Raw genomic sequence first — 15981 nt, forward strand, 5'->3', positions numbered from 1 at the left:
AGTGGCCCGCGCGGAGTGGGGCCCGCTCGTCACCGCCGTACGGGACGGGCTCGTCGCCCGACGGTGGCGGGCGATCCCGCTGACCCTGGCCGCGGTCTGCCTGACGGCGCTGTTCCAGTTCGTGCAGAACCAGTCCTGGGGCTACCGGATCGTGCAGGACATCGGCTCGGTCCGGGCCGCCGACCCGCTGCCGGTCGCCCTGCTGCGCACCCCGCTGTCGCTGTTCGTCCCCGCTCTGGAGCTGCCCGTGTGGGGCGCGCTCGTCCAGATCCTGGTGGTCTTCGGGATCGCGGAGATCTGTCTGGGCCGCCCGCGCACGCTGCTCATCGCGTACGCGGCGACGCTCGGCGGCACCCTGTACGCGCGCCTGGCCATCGCCGCCGGCTGGCTGCCCGCCTCCGACGCGCAGATCGTCGACACCGGCCCGTCGGCGGCCGTGGTCGGGCTCGCGGTGTACGTGTGCTGGCGCTACCGGGCCTGGTTCACCTGTGCGCTGGTCGTCGTCACGATGGTCGTCGAGTGCGTGCTCAAGCCGAACCTCGCGGGCTGGGAGCATCTGGCCGCGATCGCCGCCGTGCTCATCGTGTGCGGCGCGCGGTCGCTGGTTCGCGGAATCCGCCGACCAGGTCCTGGAAGCGCCGGCTGATCCGCAGCCAGCGCCGGTCGTGCTTGTAGGCCCGCAGGGTCGAGCGGGCCCGCGCGCGGGGCCTTCGGCGGTAGCAGCGGCGGGCCCAGGCGGAGTCGGGCCGGGCCAGCCGGACCGCGCCGTACCAGGCCACGAACGGCACCAGGACGCCGACGAGCGCCATCCGCAGTTTGCCCTTGACCAGCGTCACGAGGACGAACAGGAAGTTCAGGGTGAGCGAGACGATCAGGGCCGCCCGGTCGTGCTGCTCGTCCTGCGTCATGTCGTTGACCCCGAGCGGCGAGAACCCGCTGACCACCAGGCCGCCGAGGGCCGCCGCGAGCACCACCACCTCGACGCTCTGGCGCCCCTGATCGGTCCAGTAGACGTCGTCGAGGTGCAGGACGAGCGCGAACTCGTCGAGCACCAGGCCCGCCCCGATCCCGAACAGGACGGCGAAGAGGCACGCGCCGAAGCCGTGCCGGTCGCTGCCCACCGCGCCGAACCCGCCGACGACCATGAGCACGATGCCGGGCACCACGTGGTGGATGTGCAGGCCGCCCGGCGAGATGTCGCGGAACGGGCCGCGGCCCGCCCGGATCAGCCGGGTGATCGTACGGGTGATCAGGAACGTGGCGATGAACGTGACCAGCGCAAGGAGCACCGGCAGCTTCCCCGGTTCCGTGATGTTGCGGTGCCACCAGTCGCCCATGGGCCCATCCTGCGGGCGGCGGGCGGGCTCCGCCCGCCCGGTGGTCCGCCCCGGGTAATCTCCCCCGGTGTCCGCAACGAACCCCCGCGCCTCCCTCGCCGACGGCATACGTTTCGCCTTCGGCACCCTGACCGTGCTGCCCGTCCGGGTGACCCGCTGGGACCGTGCCGCGGCCCGCGCCGGAATGCTGTCCGCTCCGCTGGCGGGCCTGGTCGTCGGCCTGTGCGCGGCCGCGCTCGGGGTGGCGCTGTCCTTCCTCGGCGCGGGCGCCCCGCTCTGCGCGGTCGCCTCCGTCGCGGTGCCCGCCGTCCTCACCCGGGGTCTGCATCTGGACGGGCTCGCGGACGTCGCCGACGGGCTGGGCAGCGGCAAGCCGGCCGAGGACGCGCTGCGGATCATGAAGCAGTCGGACATCGGCCCGTTCGGCGTCGTGACGCTGGTACTGGCGCTGCTCGCGCAGGTCGCCGTGCTCGCGCAGCTGTACGCCGAGTCGTGGACGCGGGGGGCCTTGGCGGCGGCCGTGTGCGCGGTGACGGCCCGTCTCGCGCTGACCTTCGCGTCCCGGGCCGGGGTGCCGGCCGCCCGCCCTGAGGGGCTCGGCGCCGCCGTCGCCGAAACGGTGTCGGTACGGGGTGCGCTGATCGCCGGGGTCGTGGTCGTCGCGGTGGCCGCCGGTCTCTCCTTCCAGGGTGCCGGTGCTGTCGTACTGGGGTGCGGTGCGGGGGAGTTGATGCTGCGGCGGTGTGTGGGGCGGTTCGGTGGGGTGACCGGTGACGTGTTCGGCGCGGTCGCCGAGGTCGCCGGGACCGCGGCGCTGGTGGTCCTGGCCGTTTGAGGGTGCGCGGCGCCTTGTTCGTCCGCGGGCCGGTGGCCGCTTCTCGCGCAGTTCCCCGCGCCCCTGAAGCATGCGCTGCGCGCAGCTTCCCCGAGGAGATGCCGCACGCAGTGCGCATCTCAGGGGCGCGGGGAACTGCGCGACCAGGCCCCACCGGAGCCGCGGAACGGGTTTTGGACGACCCGGCGTAGGCTCGGGCGAGGGCCACACACCCCATGGGCGCGGCAACGATGCCGGCCCCACCGATGAAAGAGAGACCTCACCACCGTGACTGCTCTGACTCTCAGCACCGCCGCGGCCGCCGGCCTGCGCGCCGACGCGATCGTCGTCGGTATCGCGAAGGGTGCCGCCGGCCCGGTCGTCGCACCCGGCGCCGAGGCCGTCGACAAGGCGTACGACGGCAACCTCGCCTCCGTCCTGGAGACCCTCGGTGCCAGCGGCGCCGAGGGCGAGGTGACCAAGGTCCCCGCGCCCTCCGGGTTCAAGGCGCCGGTCGTGCTGGCGGTCGGTCTCGGCAGCGAGCCCGAGAAGGACGAGATCTTCGAGGCCGAGGCGCTGCGCCGCGCCGCCGGTGTCGCCTCCCGTGCGCTGAGCGGCTCCAAGAAGGCCGCGTTCGCGCTGCCCGTCCAGGACGCCGAGGACGCCGGTGCGATCGCGGAGGGCGCGCTGCTCGGCGCGTACTCCTTCGACGCCTACAAGGAGTCCGGCAAGGACCCGAAGAACGCCAAGGCGCCGCTCGCCGAGATCGCGATCCTCGGCGGCAAGCCGCGCGACAAGGCGTACAAGGCGGAGATCGAGCGCGCCCTCGCCCTCACCGAGGAGCTCAACCGCGCCCGCGACCTGATCAACACCCCGCCGAACGACCTGAACCCGGAGGCCTTCGCCGCCGTGGCCACGGCCGCCGGCAAGGAGCACGGCCTCAAGGTCCAGGTCCTGGACGTGAAGGCGCTGGAGAAGGGCGGCTACGGCGGCATCCTCGGCGTCGGCGCCGGTTCCGCCTCGGGCCCCCGCCTGGTGAAGATCTCCTACTCGGCCGGCCGCGGCAAGAAGCACCTCGCCTTCGTCGGCAAGGGCATCACGTACGACTCGGGCGGCATCTCGCTGAAGCCGGCCGGCCACAACGAGACGATGAAGTGCGACATGGCCGGCGCCGCCGCCGTGTTCGCCGCCGTCGTCACCGCGGCCCGCCTGAAGCTGGACGTCAACGTGACGGGCTGGCTGGCCCTCGCCGAGAACATGCCGTCCGGCTCCGCCACCCGCCCGGGTGACGTGCTGCGCATGTACTCCGGCAAGACCGTCGAGGTCCTGAACACCGACGCCGAGGGCCGTCTGGTCCTGGCCGACGCCATCGCCAAGGCCTCCGAGGAGACCCCGGACGCGATCGTCGACGTGGCGACGCTGACCGGCGCGATGGTGCTGGCGCTCGGCAACCGCACCTTCGGCATCATGGCCAACGACGACGCGTTCCGTACGTCGATCCACGAGGTCGCCGAGGAGGTCGGCGAGCCGGCCTGGCCGATGCCGCTCCCGGCCCACCTGGTCAAGGGCATGGACTCGCCGACCGCCGACATCGCCAACATGGGCGAGCGGATGGGCGGCGGCCTGGTCGCCGGTCTGTTCCTGAAGGAGTTCGTCGGCGAGGGCATCACGTGGGCCCACCTCGACATCGCGGGCCCGGCCTTCAACGAGGGCGGTCCGTTCGGTTACACGCCGAAGGGCGGCACCGGTTCCGCGGTCCGCACGCTGGTCCGGCTCGCCGAGCGCACCGCCGCGGGCGACCTCGGCTGAGGCGGAAGTCACTGGTGACAGCCCCGGGGGTCGACCCCCGGGGCTGTTCGCTTTCGACGAAATCCGCAGGAATGACGTCCTTGTCACTCGCGTTTCCGATGTAACAGGGGTCTCACCGCCCGGCCCGACGTCCCGCATGCCTTCGACAAGTGCGAGGATGGGGGGCGGCAGGACAGGGCCCCACCCGAGGGCCGAATCATCGAGCGGCCGAACACCAGCCGCCGCGCGGTCACTGGAGACCGGCGTACGGCGCACATGCATGGAGGACGTGACGTGGCGAACGACGCCAGCACCGTTTTCGACCTAGTGATCCTCGGCGGTGGCAGTGGCGGTTACGCCGCGGCCCTGCGCGGAGCGCAGCTGGGCCTGGACGTCGCCCTGATCGAGAAGAACAAGGTCGGCGGAACCTGCCTGCACGTCGGCTGCATCCCCACCAAGGCGCTGCTGCACGCCGGTGAGATCGCCGACCAGGCCCGAGAGTCCGAGCAGTTCGGCGTGAAGGCCACCTTCGAGGGCATCGACATGCCCGCCGTGCAGCGCTACAAGGACGAGGTCATCTCCGGCCTGTACAAGGGCCTGCAGGGGCTGATCGCCTCCCGCAAGGTGACGTACATCGAGGGCGAGGGCAAGCTCTCCTCCCCCACCTCCGTCGACGTCAACGGCCAGCGGATCCAGGGCCGCCACGTCCTCCTCGCGACCGGCTCCGTGCCGAAGTCGCTGCCGGGCCTGGAGATCGACGGCAACCGCGTCATCTCCTCGGACCACGCGCTGACGCTGGACCGCGTCCCGAAGTCCGCGATCATCCTGGGCGGCGGCGTCATCGGCGTCGAGTTCGCCTCGGCGTGGAAGTCCTTCGGCACCGACGTCACCATCGTCGAGGGCCTCAAGCACCTCGCCCCGCTCGAGGACGAGAACAGCTCCAAGCTTCTCGAGCGCGCGTTCCGCAAGCGCGGCATCAAGTTCAACCTCGGCACGTTCTTCGAGAAGGCCGAGTACACGCAGGACGGCGTCCGCGTGACCCTCGCCGACGGCAAGACCTTCGACGCCGAGGTCCTCCTCGTCGCGATCGGCCGCGGCCCGGTCTCCCAGGGCCTGGGCTACGAGGAGCAGGGCGTCGCGATGGACCGCGGCTACGTCCTGGTCGACGAGTACATGCAGACCAACGTGCCGACCATCTCGGCCGTCGGCGACCTCGTCCCGACGCTCCAGCTCGCGCACGTCGGCTTCGCAGAGGGCATCCTGGTGGCGGAGCGTCTGGCCGGTATCAAGACCGTCCCGATCGACTACGACGGCGTGCCCCGGGTGACGTACTGCCACCCGGAGGTCGCCTCCGTCGGCATCACCGAGGCCAAGGCCAAGGAGATCTACGGCGCGGACAAGGTCGTCGCTCTGAAGTACAACCTGGCGGGCAACGGCAAGTCCAAGATCCTCAAGACCGCGGGCGAGATCAAGCTCGTCCAGGTCAAGGACGGTGCCGTGGTCGGCGTCCACATGGTCGGCGACCGCATGGGCGAGCAGGTCGGCGAGGCCCAGCTGATCTACAACTGGGAAGCGCTGCCGGCCGAGGTCGCCCAGCTCATCCACGCCCACCCGACGCAGAACGAGGCGCTCGGCGAGGCCCACCTGGCGCTCGCGGGCAAGCCGCTGCACTCGCACGACTGAGCCCCGCCCCCCCGTCGCAACTGGGCGCGACGACCGACCACCAGACTTCCGCACTGCGTTGCCGCGCACTGCACATCGTTAAGGAGCAACAGAAACCATGGCGGTTTCCGTATCCCTTCCGGCGCTCGGTGAGAGCGTCACCGAGGGCACTGTCACCCGCTGGCTGAAGGCGGAGGGCGAGCGCGTCGAGGTCGACGAGCCGCTGCTCGAGGTCTCGACCGACAAGGTCGACACCGAGATCCCCTCCCCCGCCGCCGGTGTCCTCGCCTCCATCAAGGTCGCCGAGGACGAGACGGTCGAGGTCGGCGCCGAGCTGGCCGTCATCGACGACGGCTCGGGCGCCCCCGCCGCTCAGGAGGCCCCGCAGGAGCAGGCCGCCCCCGCCGAGGCCCCCGCCCCGGCCCAGGAGCAGCCCGCCCCCGCGCAGGAGGCCCCCGCCGCCCCGGCCGCTTCCGGCGGTTCCGCCGAGGGCACCGACGTGACGCTGCCCGCGCTGGGCGAGTCCGTCACCGAGGGCACCGTGACCCGCTGGCTGAAGGAGGTCGGCGAGGAGGTCGCGGAGGACGAGCCCCTGCTCGAGGTCTCCACCGACAAGGTCGACACCGAGATCCCCTCCCCCGTCGCCGGCGTTCTCCTGGAGATCGTCGTCGCCGAGGACGAGACCGCCGAGGTCGGCGCCAAGCTGGCCGTCATCGGTGCTCCCGGTGCCGCTCCGGCCGCCGCCCCGGCTGCTCCGGCCGCCCCGGCTCCGGCGCAGGAGGCTCCCAAGCAGGAGGCCCCGGCCGCTCCGGCGCAGCCCGCCGCCCCGGCTCCGGCCCCCGCGGCTCCGGCCGCTGCCCCGGCTGCTCCGGCCGCCCCCGCCGCCCCGGCCCCGGCTCCCGCGCAGCCCGCCGCTCCGGCCGCCCCGGCCAAGCCCGCCACCCCGGCGGACGACGGCGCCTACGTGACCCCGCTGGTGCGCAAGCTGGCGTCCGAGCAGGGCGTGGACCTGTCCAACGTCCAGGGCTCCGGCGTCGGTGGCCGGATCCGCAAGCAGGACGTCATCGCCGCCGCCGAGGCCGCCAAGGCGCAGGCTCCGGCCGCCGCCCCGGCCGCCGCCGCGCCGAAGGCCCCGACCCTGGAGGCCTCGCCCCTGCGCGGCCAGACGGTCAAGCTGCCGCGCATCCGCAAGGCCATCGCGGACAACATGCACAAGGCGCTGCAGGAGCAGGCTCAGCTGTCCTCGGTCATCGAGGTCGACATCACCAAGCTGATGAAGCTCCGCAACAAGGCCAAGGACGGCTTCGCCGCCCGCGAGGGCGTCAAGCTCTCCCCGATGCCGTTCTTCGTCAAGGCCGCCGTCCAGGCGCTGAAGGCCCACCCGGTCATCAACGCCCGCCTGAACTACGACGAGGGCACCATCACCTACTTCGACTCCGAGAACGTCGGCATCGCCGTCGACTCGGAGAAGGGCCTGATGACCCCGGTCATCAAGGGTGCCGGTGACCTGAACATCGCGGGCATCGCCAAGAAGACCGCGGAGCTGGCCAACAAGGTCCGCACGAACAAGATCGCCCCGGACGACCTGTCGGGCGCCACCTTCACGATCTCCAACACGGGCTCGCGCGGTGCGCTCTTCGACACGGTCATCGTCCCGCCGAACCAGGTCGCCATCCTGGGCATCGGTGCCACGGTCAAGCGCCCGGTCGTCATCTCCGACCCGGAGCTCGGTGACACGATCGCCGTCCGTGACATGACGTACGTGACGCTCTCCTACGACCACCGTCTGGTGGACGGCGCGGACGCCGCCCGCTACCTGACGACGGTCAAGCAGATCCTCGAGGCCGGCGAGTTCACCGCCGAGCTGGGTCTGTAACAGCTTCACCAGAACGGCTTCACCAGCGACGAGGCCCCCGTCCGGAGCGCGACTCCGGACGGGGGCCTCGTCGTGTCCGCTCCCCTGTCCGGTGACGCCGCATCAGAATGGACCGCGCCCTGTCGGGCACGTCTCTGTAACCGGCATCACCCGTGGCAAGGGCGACGGTGCCCTTTCTGTCCAGGAGCCCGGCCGTATTGTCTAAGGGTCCCTGTCCAGCCACCGGGTCCGTACAGCCAAGGAGCCCCCCATGACCGCGCCCGTCATCCACTCGCTGCGCGAACAGATCCGCGAGCACATCGTGGAGGGGATCGTCAGCGGCCGCTGGAAGCCGGGCGAGCGGATCGTGGAGCGCCGCATCGCCACCGAGCTGGAGGTCAGCCAGACGCCCGTACGGGAGGCGCTGCGCGAGCTGGAGTCGCTGCGGCTGATCGAGTCGGCGCCGAACAAGGGCGTGCGCGTACGGAACCTCTCCGCGGCGGACCTGGAGGAGAGCTACCCGGTGCGTGCGGGCCTGGAGGCCATCGCGGCCGAGCTGGCCGCCGAGCGGCTCGCCGGGGACTGCTCCGCGCTGGAGCCGCATGTCGCCGCGCTGTACGTCGCCGACCAGGACGCCGACGGGACCGCCCAGGTGCGGCACACTGTCGGTTTTCACCGGGAGATGGTGCGGGCCGCCGGGAACTCGGTGCTGCTGCACACCTGGGAGGGGCTGGGGATCGAGGTGTTCACCGCGCTCTCCATTCGGTGGCTGGGGACCGTTCAGCAGTCGTACGCCGAGGAGCACGCCGATCTCGTGGCGGCTTTTCAGCGCCGGGATCCGGACATCGCGGCGCTGGTCAAGGCGCATGTTCTGGGGTGTGCGCCGCGGGCGTGAGCTGGGTCTCGTCTGCCGTGTGCGGTGCGTCGCAGAGTGATCGCCGTGTGTGGCTGATCGCGCAGTTCCCCGCGCCCCTGAAGGGGCACTGCGTGCCCTTCATCAGGGCACGCTGTGCCTACTTTCTTGATCTGAAGAGGTTTTGCCCTTCAACCCTTTGATCGATCATCGATCAGGGAGTTACAGTCGCCGACGGGTCCCCACCGGGACCTCGCCCTGTCCTGCCAAAGACAAAGGGCACCCCCAACCCCACCCCCTTCGACTCAGGAAGGCGTGCGGCGACTATGACCGACCCCATGCGCATCCAGCCGAGCGAGCTCGACCAGCTCCCGGACCGCGACCCCGAGGAGACCGCCGAATGGCAGGCCTCCCTGGACGCCGTTACCCAGGCGGCCGGGCCGCACCGTGCCGCGCAGCTGATGCGACGCACGCTGGAGCGCGGCGAGGCCGGCGGCCTGCCGCTGCCCAAGCTCCTGTCGACCGAGTACATCAACTCGATCCCCACCTCCGCCGAGCCGGACTTCCCCGGTGACGAGGAGATGGAAGCCAAGATCACCGCGTACAACCGCTGGAACGCGGCCGCGATGGTGACCCGTGGCTCGAAGCACGGCGTCGGCGGCCACATCGCCACCTTCGCCTCGGCGGCCTGGCTGTACGAGACCGGCTTCAACCACTTCTTCCGCGGGAAGGAGGGCGACGGCTCCGGCGACCAGCTGTACATCCAGGGCCACGCCTCCCCCGGCATCTACGCCCGCGCCTTCCTCGACGGCCGCCTCTCCGAGGCGCAGCTGGACAACTTCCGCCGCGAGGCGGGGGGCAACGGCCTGCCGTCGTACCCGCACCCGCGCCGCCTGCCGTGGCTGTGGGAGTTCCCGACCGTGTCGATGGGCCTCGGCCCGCTCTCCGCGATCTACCAGGCGCGGTTCAACCGCTACCTGACCGCGCGGAACATCAAGGACACCTCCAACTCCCACGTCTGGGCCTTCCTCGGCGACGGCGAGATGGACGAGCCCGAGTCGACCTCGGCGCTCACCCTCGCGGCCCGCGAGGGTCTCGACAACCTGACGTTCGTCATCAACTGCAACCTGCAGCGCCTGGACGGTCCGGTCCGCCCGAACTTCCGCGTCGTGCAGGAGCTGGAGGCGCAGTTCCGCGGCTCCGGCTGGAACGTCATCAAGTCGATGTGGGGCAACGCGTGGGACGAGCTGTTCCAGCTCGACACCACCGGCGCGCTCCTGGAGCGGCTCCGTGAGGTCCCGGACGCCCAGTTCCAGACGTACCAGACGCGCGACGTCGCCTACATCCGCGAGAACTTCTTCGGTACGAGCCCGGCGCTGATCGAGCTCGCGAAGGTGCTGTCGGACGACAAGATCTCCGAGTGCTTCCACGTCTCGCGCGGCGGCCACGAGCCCCGCAAGGTGTACGCGGCGTACAAGGCGGCCGTCGAGCACAAGGGCGCCCCGACGGTCATCCTGACGCAGACCGTGAAGGGCTTCACGCTCGGCAAGGGCTTCGAGTCCAAGAACGCCAACCACCAGATGAAGAAGCTGACGATCGACGAGTTCAAGGGCATGCGTGACCTCCTTGACCTGCCGATCCCGGACAGCCGCTTCGAGGACGGTGTCGTTCCGTACGCGCGTCCCGCCGAGGGCTCCCCCGAGCTGCGCTACCTCGCCGAGCGACGGGCCGCCCTGGGCGGCCCCGCCCCGGCCCGCCGCACGCAGCCGCTCGCGCCGCTGCCCGCGCCCGCCGACAAGGCGTTCGCGTCGTTCGACAAGGGCTCCGGCACTCAGTCCGTGGCCTCGACGATGGCGCTCGTACGGCTCCTGAAGGACCTCGTACGGGACAAGACGTCCGGCAAGCGCTGGGTGCCGATCATCCCCGACGAGGCGCGCACCTTCGGCATGGAGTCGCTGTTCCCGTCGCTGGGCCTGTACTCGCCCAAGGGGCAGACGTACGACCCGGTCGACCGTGACCAGCTCATGTACTACAAGGAGTCCGAGTCCGGCCAGATCCTCAACGAGGGGATCAACGAGGCGGGCTCGCTGGCCGACTTCATCGCCGCCGCCACGTCGTACTCGACGCACGGCGAGCAGATGATCCCGCTGTACATCTTCTACTCGATGTTCGGCTGGCAGCGCACCGGCGACCAGTTCTGGCAGCTCGCCGACCAGATGGGCCGCGGCTTCGTCGTCGGCGCCACCGCCGGTCGCACGACGCTGACCGGTGAGGGCCTCCAGCACGCGGACGGCCACTCGCCGATGATCGCGGCGACCAACCCGGCGGCCCTGTCGTACGACCCGGCCTTCGCCTACGAGATCGCCACGATCATGAAGGAAGGCCTGCGCCGCATGTACGGCGAGGCCAAGCCGGGCGAGGACCAGGACGTCTTCTACTACCTGACGGTCTACAACGAGCCGATGCCGCAGCCGGCCAAGCCGGGCGTGGAGGGTCTCGACGAGGCCATCATCAAGGGCCTCTACCGCTTCAACACGGCGGAGACCGCGGGTGTCGACGTGGCGGCCGCGAACGCGCCGCGCATCAACCTCATCGGTTCCGGTACGGCCATCCACTGGACCCTCAAGGCGCAGCGGCTGCTCGCCGAGGAGTGGGGCGTCGCCGCCGACGTGTGGTCGGCCACCTCGTGGACCGAGCTGCGCCGCGACGCCCTGGAGGCCGACGAGGCGCTGCTCAAGGGCGAGGAGCGGATCCCCTACGTCCGTCAGGCGCTCGCCGGCGCCCAGGGCCCGGTCCTGGCCGTCTCCGACTACATGCGCCAGGTCCCCGACCAGATCGCGCAGTGGGTCGAGCAGGACTACACCTCGCTGGGCGCGGACGGCTTCGGCCTCTCCGACACCCGTGAGGACGCCCGCCGTCACTTCGGCGTCGACGCCGAGTCGATCGTCGTCGCGGCCCTCGCCCAGCTCGCCCGCCGCGGCGAGGTCAAGGCGACGGCCGTGAAGGAGGCGCGCGAGCGCTACGGCCTGTAGGCCTGTCGTACGTCGCTGATGACGCCCCCGCCGGTGACGGCGGGGGCGTTGTCGTACCCGGGCGGCATGATGGCGGCATGCGTGCTGCCCGCCTGATCAAGATGGTGCTCCTGCTCCAGTCGCGGCCCTCGATGACCGCGGCGGAGCTGGCGCGCGAGCTGGAGGTCTCCGAGCGGACCGTCACCCGGGACGCGCAGGCGCTCAGCGAGGCGGGCGTGCCGGTGTACGCGGACCGGGGGCGGGCCGGCGGCTACCGGCTGATCGGCGGCTACCGCACCCGGCTGACCGGGCTCGCGCGCGGCGAGGCGGAGGCGCTGTTCCTGTCCGGGGTGCCGGGCGCGCTGCGCGAGATGGGCCTGGACGACGCGGCGTCGGCGGCCCGCCTGAAGGTGTCGGCGGCGCTGCTGCCGTCGCTGCGGGACGCGTCGCGGTCGGCGGCGCAGCGGTTCCATCTGGACGCCCCTGGCTGGTTCCACGAGCCGGAGACGCCCGAGCTGCTGCCGTCCGTCGCCGAGGCGGTCTGGGACGACCTGGTGCTGCGGGTCTCGTACGGCCGGCGGGACACCGTCGTGGAGCGGGAGCTGGAGCCGTACGGGCTCGTGCTGAAGGCGGGGGTCTGGTACCTGGCGGCGCGGGTGCGCGACGACGGCCGCGGTTTCCGGGTGTACCGCATCGACCGGTTCCTCTCGGTGGCGGCGCCGGCCGACGCCCGGCGCTTCGCGCGCGACGAGGAGTTCGAGCTGCCCGCGTTCTGGGCGGAGCGGGCCGACGAGTTTGCCCGGGCGATCCTGCGGGCCGAGGTCGTGGTGCGGCTGACGGCCGCGGGTGTACGGCAGCTGCCGTACGTCGCCGGGCGGGTGTCCGCGCGGGAGGCCCTGGCCACGGCCGTGGAGGAGGGCGACGGGCGGGTGACCCTGACCCTGCCGGTGGAGTCGGAGGACGTGGCGTATACGCAGCTCATGGAGCTCGGCCCGGAGGCGGAGGTGGTGGCTCCGGGCGCGTTGCGGGAGCGGTTCGCGGTGGCGGCGCGGCGGATGGGCGGGTGGTACGGGTGATCGGCGGGTGCCCTGGGCATGTGCATGCATAACGAAGTGGCGTTCCTCGTCCGCTCCGCGTGCGCCCCCAGGGTCCAGGGCCGATGCTTGTCCCGTGATGGACGAGACCGAGTTCTGGGAGATCGTGGACAGCACCCGCGAGGCCGCCGAGGGCGACCCCGAGGACCACGCCGAGCTGCTCGTCGACAGACTGCTCCAGTCCGATCCCGACGCGGTGCTCGATTTCGCCCGCCACTTCGAGTCCCGCTACAACCGGGCGTACCGGTGGGATCTGTGGGGCGCGGCCTGGGTGCTGCTCGGCGGCGCGAGCGACGACTCCTTCGACTTCTTCCGGTGCTGGCTGATCGGGCAGGGCCGGGAGGTCTTCGAAGGGGCGCTGCACGATCCGGACTCGCTGGCCGAGCTGCTGGATGAGTTCGACGACGAGGTGGACGGGGACGGGGAAGAGCTCGGGTACGCGGCCGACGAGGCCTACGAGGAGCTGACCGGCACCGTCGCCGCCGACCTCGGCATCCCCCCGGCCCCGCCCGAACCGGAGGGCACCCCGATCGACTTCGAGGACCCGGCCACCTTGGCCCGCCTGTACCCCCGCCTGACGGATCGTTTCGGATAACGCCCGCCCGCGGCCCCTGGACGAGCGGAGCTCGTTTCAGGGGCGCGGGGAACCGCGCGAGAAGCCACGACGAGAGCCGCGGTCACCGACGAGACCGGTTCACGCGGCCCGGATGGCGTCCTCGAGTCCCGGGAACGCGAAGTCGAACCCGGATTCCAGGAGTCGGGTCGGGACGGCGCGGGTCGAGCCGAGGACGTCCCCCGCCATTTCACCCAGCACCGTGCGGAGCACCGGCGCCGGGACGGGAAAGAGCGCGGGCCGCCGCAGCACCCGCCCCATGGCCGCGGTCACCTCCCGGTTGGTGGCCGGATGCGGCGCCGTCAGATTCACCGGCCCGGCCACGGACTCCGTCTCCAGAAGATGCCGCAGCGCCGCGACATGATCGTGCAGCGCGATGTACGACCAGTACTGCCGCCCGTCCCCGAGCCGCCCCCCGAGCCCCGCCTTGAACAGCGGGAAGAGCTTGCCCCAGGCCCCGCCGTCCCGGGAGACGACCAGCCCGGTCCGGGCCAGCACGGTGCGGATCCCGGCCTGATGGGCGGGGGCCGTGGCGGCCTCCCACTCCACGCACACCCCGGGCAGGAACCCGTCCCCGGCCGCCGCGCTCTCGTCGACGGCCCGCGCCCCGGTGTCGCCGTAGTAGCCGACGGCGCTGCCGTTGAGGAAGACGCGGGGCGGCTCGGGCAGCGCGGCCGCCGCCTCGGCGAGCACGGTCGTGCCCAGGACCCGGCTGTCCCGGATCTCCTTCTTGTACGCCGCCGTCCACCGGTGGTCGCCGACGCCGGCCCCCGCGAGGTTGACGATCGCCTCGCACCCGGCCAGCCGGGCCGTGTCGACGTCACCGCCCTTGGGGTCCCAGCGGACCTCGTCGGCCGCTCGGGGCGCCCGCCGCACCAGACGCAGCACCTCGTGCCCGTCACCGGCCAGGGAACGGACGAGGGCCGAGCCGATGAGCCCTGAGGCACCTGCCACCGCGATACGTGTCATGGTTCCATCCTGCCGGTCATACAGTGGCCCGCATGTCTCAGCCACAGCCTCGGATACGTTTCGCCGCCCAGGACGACGACGACGCGCTCGGCCGTCTCGACCGCGCGACGTGGTCTCCCCTGCACGCGGTGACGCCCCCGGCGCGGCCGCCCTATGCGCCGTTCTTCTCCGAGCGGTTCGGCCCGCGGGACCACATCGTGGCGGAGCTGGACGGCACCCTGGTGGGCTACGTACGCCTCGGTTACCCCACCGGGCTTCCGGCGAACGCGCACGTCCGGCAGATCCAGGGGCTCGCCGTCGCCGACGCGGCGCGCGGCCGGGGCGTGGGCAGGGTGCTGGTGCGGGCGGCGATCGGCGAGGCGCGGCGGCAGGGCGCGCGCAGGATCACGCTGCGGGTCCTCGGCCACAACGCTCCGGCCCGGGCGCTGTACGCGTCGGAGGGCTTCGCCGTCGAGGGCGTGCTGCCCGAGGAGTTCCTGCTGGACGGCGCGTACGTGGACGACGTTTTCATGGGCCGCACCCTTTAGGGCGTCGTTCCGGCCCCCGCCGGAGCCGATTTCGGGGTGCCGGTGGTGCCCCGGGGAACACGGGATGTGAACGTAGTGCCCATGACTCACCTGCGACCCCCGCGGCGCCCGGGACACCGCCGCTCCACGGCGACCGCCTCCGTCCTGCTGCTGCCGCTCGCCGTGACCGCCCTGGCGGCCTGCTCCGACGACGGGGACACGGCCGCGCCGCCGGTGGCCTCGCCCGCCGCGACGGCGAGCGGCGCGCGCTGCGCGACGAAGCCGATCGTGCCGGAGAGCGGGGCGGCCGACGCGGCCGGGCAGTCCACGGCGACGGGCGTGTACACGCTGGACAAGGGGGCGGAGAAGGCACCGCGCAGGAAGACGTTCACGGCCCACCGGTCCGACCGGTCGGCGATCCTGGTGTCGGGTTCGGGGCAGTTGTCGACGTACGACGTGAAGGTGACCAAGAACGGCTCCGCGTCGTCGCTCGCCGCGGCCGGCGGCCACGGGGTCAACGCGGCGCTGCTGGCCCGCGACGGCGGTCTGCTCGACCTGTCCGGCGGCCTGTACTACACCACGGGCAGGGGCTCGTCGGGCGTCGCGGCGACGGGGAAGGACACGCGGGCCACGATGAGCGGGGGCGGCGTCAACACCCAGGGCGCGTCCTCGCCCGGCGTCCTCGCGTCGTACGGGGGCGTGCTCGACCTGACGTACACGCAGATCGTCACCATGGGCGCGCAGTCCGCGCCGGTCGCGACCGGGCCCGGCGGCGGGAAGGTGACGGTGTCGGGCGGCACGATGACCTCGGCGGGCTGCGGTTCGCCGGGGGTGCACACGTCCGGTGACGTCTCGCTCTCCGGCACGCTGTTCGACCTGGCGAACTCGGAGGCGTTCACGCTGGAGGCCGGCGGGTCGCTCTCCCTGAAGAACGTCCGGGCGAACTCGGCGGCCGGCGGTGTCGTGCTGCGCGGCGACGGCAGGACCTCGTACACGATGGAGGACGGGGCGCTGCTGGCCACGGACGGCGACCTGTTCAGCGTCCGGAGCAGCACGGCGGATGTGAGGCTGACGGGCGGCGCCGAGGTGAAGACCAAGAGCGGGGCGCTGCTGCGGGTCAAGGAGATGGGCGACGCGACGTTCCGGGCGGACGACGAGAAGCTGACGGGCGATGTGCTGGTCGCGGCCGGGTCCACGGCGGACGTGGAGCTGACCGGGTCGACCAGGCTGGACGGCAAGGTCAAGGGGGCGTCGCTGACGCTGTCCGGCCGGGCGCGCTGGTCGGTGGCCGGGACGTCGTCGCTGGCGGGTCTCTCGTTCGGCGACGGGAGCGGGTCGGACGGCGTGGCGAAGAGGATCGCCAGGACGATCGACGGGAACGGGTACGCGGTGACGTACGACCCGGCGTCCAGCCCGCAGCTGGGCGGCAAGTCCTACCGGCTGAGGGACGGCGGCACGCTGAAGCCGGCCTGAGCCTTC

The 15981-nt window shown here is 72.1% G+C and carries 13 protein-coding genes; 11 read left to right on the top strand and 2 right to left on the bottom strand.

Annotated elements, in window-relative coordinates:
- Nucleotide 1 precedes the first annotated feature (1 nt).
- On the top strand, nt 2-646 hold the full coding sequence (locus ABII15_RS11160; RefSeq protein WP_353942140.1) for a hypothetical protein: 645 nt from the start codon (nt 2-4) through the stop codon (nt 644-646).
- Here the strand turns inward: ABII15_RS11160 and ABII15_RS11165 are convergent.
- Nucleotides 579-1337 carry a hypothetical protein gene (locus tag ABII15_RS11165; RefSeq protein ID WP_353942141.1) on the bottom strand — a complete coding sequence of 253 codons (759 nt, stop codon included), beginning with the start codon at nt 1335-1337 and terminating at the stop codon, nt 579-581. The two genes, ABII15_RS11160 and ABII15_RS11165, sit on opposite strands and share 68 nt — an antisense overlap.
- A 67-nt stretch (nt 1338-1404) precedes the next feature.
- On the opposite strand from ABII15_RS11165, the gene cobS reads away from it, so the two are divergent.
- The 8 genes from cobS (at nt 1405) to ABII15_RS11205 (ending at nt 13009) form a co-directional block, all read left to right on the top strand.
- Complete coding sequence (cobS, locus tag ABII15_RS11170) at nt 1405-2172, top strand: adenosylcobinamide-GDP ribazoletransferase (protein ID WP_353942142.1); 768 nt, start codon at nt 1405-1407, stop codon at nt 2170-2172.
- A 267-nt stretch (nt 2173-2439) separates the two neighbouring features.
- Complete coding sequence (locus ABII15_RS11175; RefSeq protein WP_353942143.1) at nt 2440-3960, top strand: leucyl aminopeptidase; 1521 nt, start codon at nt 2440-2442, stop codon at nt 3958-3960.
- A 273-nt stretch (nt 3961-4233) separates the two neighbouring features.
- Nucleotides 4234-5622 carry a dihydrolipoyl dehydrogenase gene (gene lpdA, locus ABII15_RS11180; RefSeq protein ID WP_351459570.1) on the top strand — a complete coding sequence of 463 codons (1389 nt, stop codon included), beginning with the start codon at nt 4234-4236 and terminating at the stop codon, nt 5620-5622.
- Nucleotides 5623-5719: 97 nt separating this feature from the next.
- Nucleotides 5720-7477 (top strand): 2-oxoglutarate dehydrogenase, E2 component, dihydrolipoamide succinyltransferase, encoded by a 1758-nt coding sequence (gene sucB, locus ABII15_RS11185; protein ID WP_353942144.1) that lies wholly within the window; start codon nt 5720-5722, stop codon nt 7475-7477.
- A 250-nt stretch (nt 7478-7727) separates the two neighbouring features.
- Nucleotides 7728-8351 carry a GntR family transcriptional regulator gene (locus ABII15_RS11190; RefSeq protein ID WP_353942145.1) on the top strand — a complete coding sequence of 208 codons (624 nt, stop codon included), beginning with the start codon at nt 7728-7730 and terminating at the stop codon, nt 8349-8351.
- 284 nt (nt 8352-8635) lie between these two features.
- Nucleotides 8636-11341 (top strand): pyruvate dehydrogenase (acetyl-transferring), homodimeric type, encoded by a 2706-nt coding sequence (gene aceE / locus ABII15_RS11195; RefSeq protein ID WP_353942146.1) that lies wholly within the window; start codon nt 8636-8638, stop codon nt 11339-11341.
- A 77-nt stretch (nt 11342-11418) separates the two neighbouring features.
- Entirely contained in the window at nt 11419-12396 is a 978-nt protein-coding gene (locus ABII15_RS11200) for a WYL domain-containing protein (protein ID WP_353942147.1), read from the top strand.
- 97 nt (nt 12397-12493) lie between these two features.
- Complete coding sequence (locus ABII15_RS11205; RefSeq protein WP_353947022.1) at nt 12494-13009, top strand: DUF4240 domain-containing protein; 516 nt, start codon at nt 12494-12496, stop codon at nt 13007-13009.
- A gap of 99 nt (nt 13010-13108) precedes the next feature.
- Here ABII15_RS11205 and ABII15_RS11210 read toward each other — a convergent pair whose 3' ends face one another.
- A complete protein-coding gene (locus ABII15_RS11210; RefSeq protein WP_353942148.1) occupies nt 13109-13996 on the bottom strand; it encodes a TIGR01777 family oxidoreductase in 888 nt (295 codons plus the stop codon).
- Between the two features lie 32 nt (nt 13997-14028).
- On the opposite strand from ABII15_RS11210, the gene ABII15_RS11215 reads away from it, so the two are divergent.
- The gene (locus ABII15_RS11215) at nt 14029-14523 is read left to right on the top strand and encodes a GNAT family N-acetyltransferase (RefSeq protein ID WP_353942149.1); all 495 of its coding nucleotides are present in this window, start codon (nt 14029-14031) and stop codon (nt 14521-14523) included.
- A gap of 81 nt (nt 14524-14604) precedes the next feature.
- Nucleotides 14605-15975: a hypothetical protein gene (locus ABII15_RS11220; RefSeq protein ID WP_353942150.1), complete on the top strand. Its 1371-nt coding sequence runs from the start codon at nt 14605-14607 to the stop codon at nt 15973-15975.
- Nucleotides 15976-15981 lie beyond the last annotated feature (6 nt).

It is taken from the genome of Streptomyces sp. HUAS MG91, assembly GCF_040529335.1.
Lineage (GTDB): Bacteria > Actinomycetota > Actinomycetes > Streptomycetales > Streptomycetaceae > Streptomyces > Streptomyces tabacisoli.

Excerpts from the sequence above, each read along its gene's own strand:
- ABII15_RS11215 (WP_353942149.1), top strand. The coding sequence starts at position 14,029 with ATGTCTCAGCCACAGCCTCGGATACGTTTCGCCGCCCAGGACGACGAC.
- ABII15_RS11190 (WP_353942145.1), top strand. The coding sequence starts at position 7,728 with ATGACCGCGCCCGTCATCCACTCGCTGCGCGAACAGATCCGCGAGCAC.
- ABII15_RS11200 (WP_353942147.1), top strand. The coding sequence starts at position 11,419 with ATGCGTGCTGCCCGCCTGATCAAGATGGTGCTCCTGCTCCAGTCGCGG.
- aceE (WP_353942146.1), top strand. The coding sequence starts at position 8,636 with ATGACCGACCCCATGCGCATCCAGCCGAGCGAGCTCGACCAGCTCCCG.
- ABII15_RS11220 (WP_353942150.1), top strand. The coding sequence starts at position 14,605 with ATGACTCACCTGCGACCCCCGCGGCGCCCGGGACACCGCCGCTCCACG.
- sucB (WP_353942144.1), top strand. The coding sequence starts at position 5,720 with ATGGCGGTTTCCGTATCCCTTCCGGCGCTCGGTGAGAGCGTCACCGAG.
- ABII15_RS11210 (WP_353942148.1), bottom strand. The coding sequence starts at position 13,996 with ATGACACGTATCGCGGTGGCAGGTGCCTCAGGGCTCATCGGCTCGGCC.
- ABII15_RS11205 (WP_353947022.1), top strand. The coding sequence starts at position 12,494 with ATGGACGAGACCGAGTTCTGGGAGATCGTGGACAGCACCCGCGAGGCC.
- ABII15_RS11165 (WP_353942141.1), bottom strand. The coding sequence starts at position 1,337 with ATGGGCGACTGGTGGCACCGCAACATCACGGAACCGGGGAAGCTGCCG.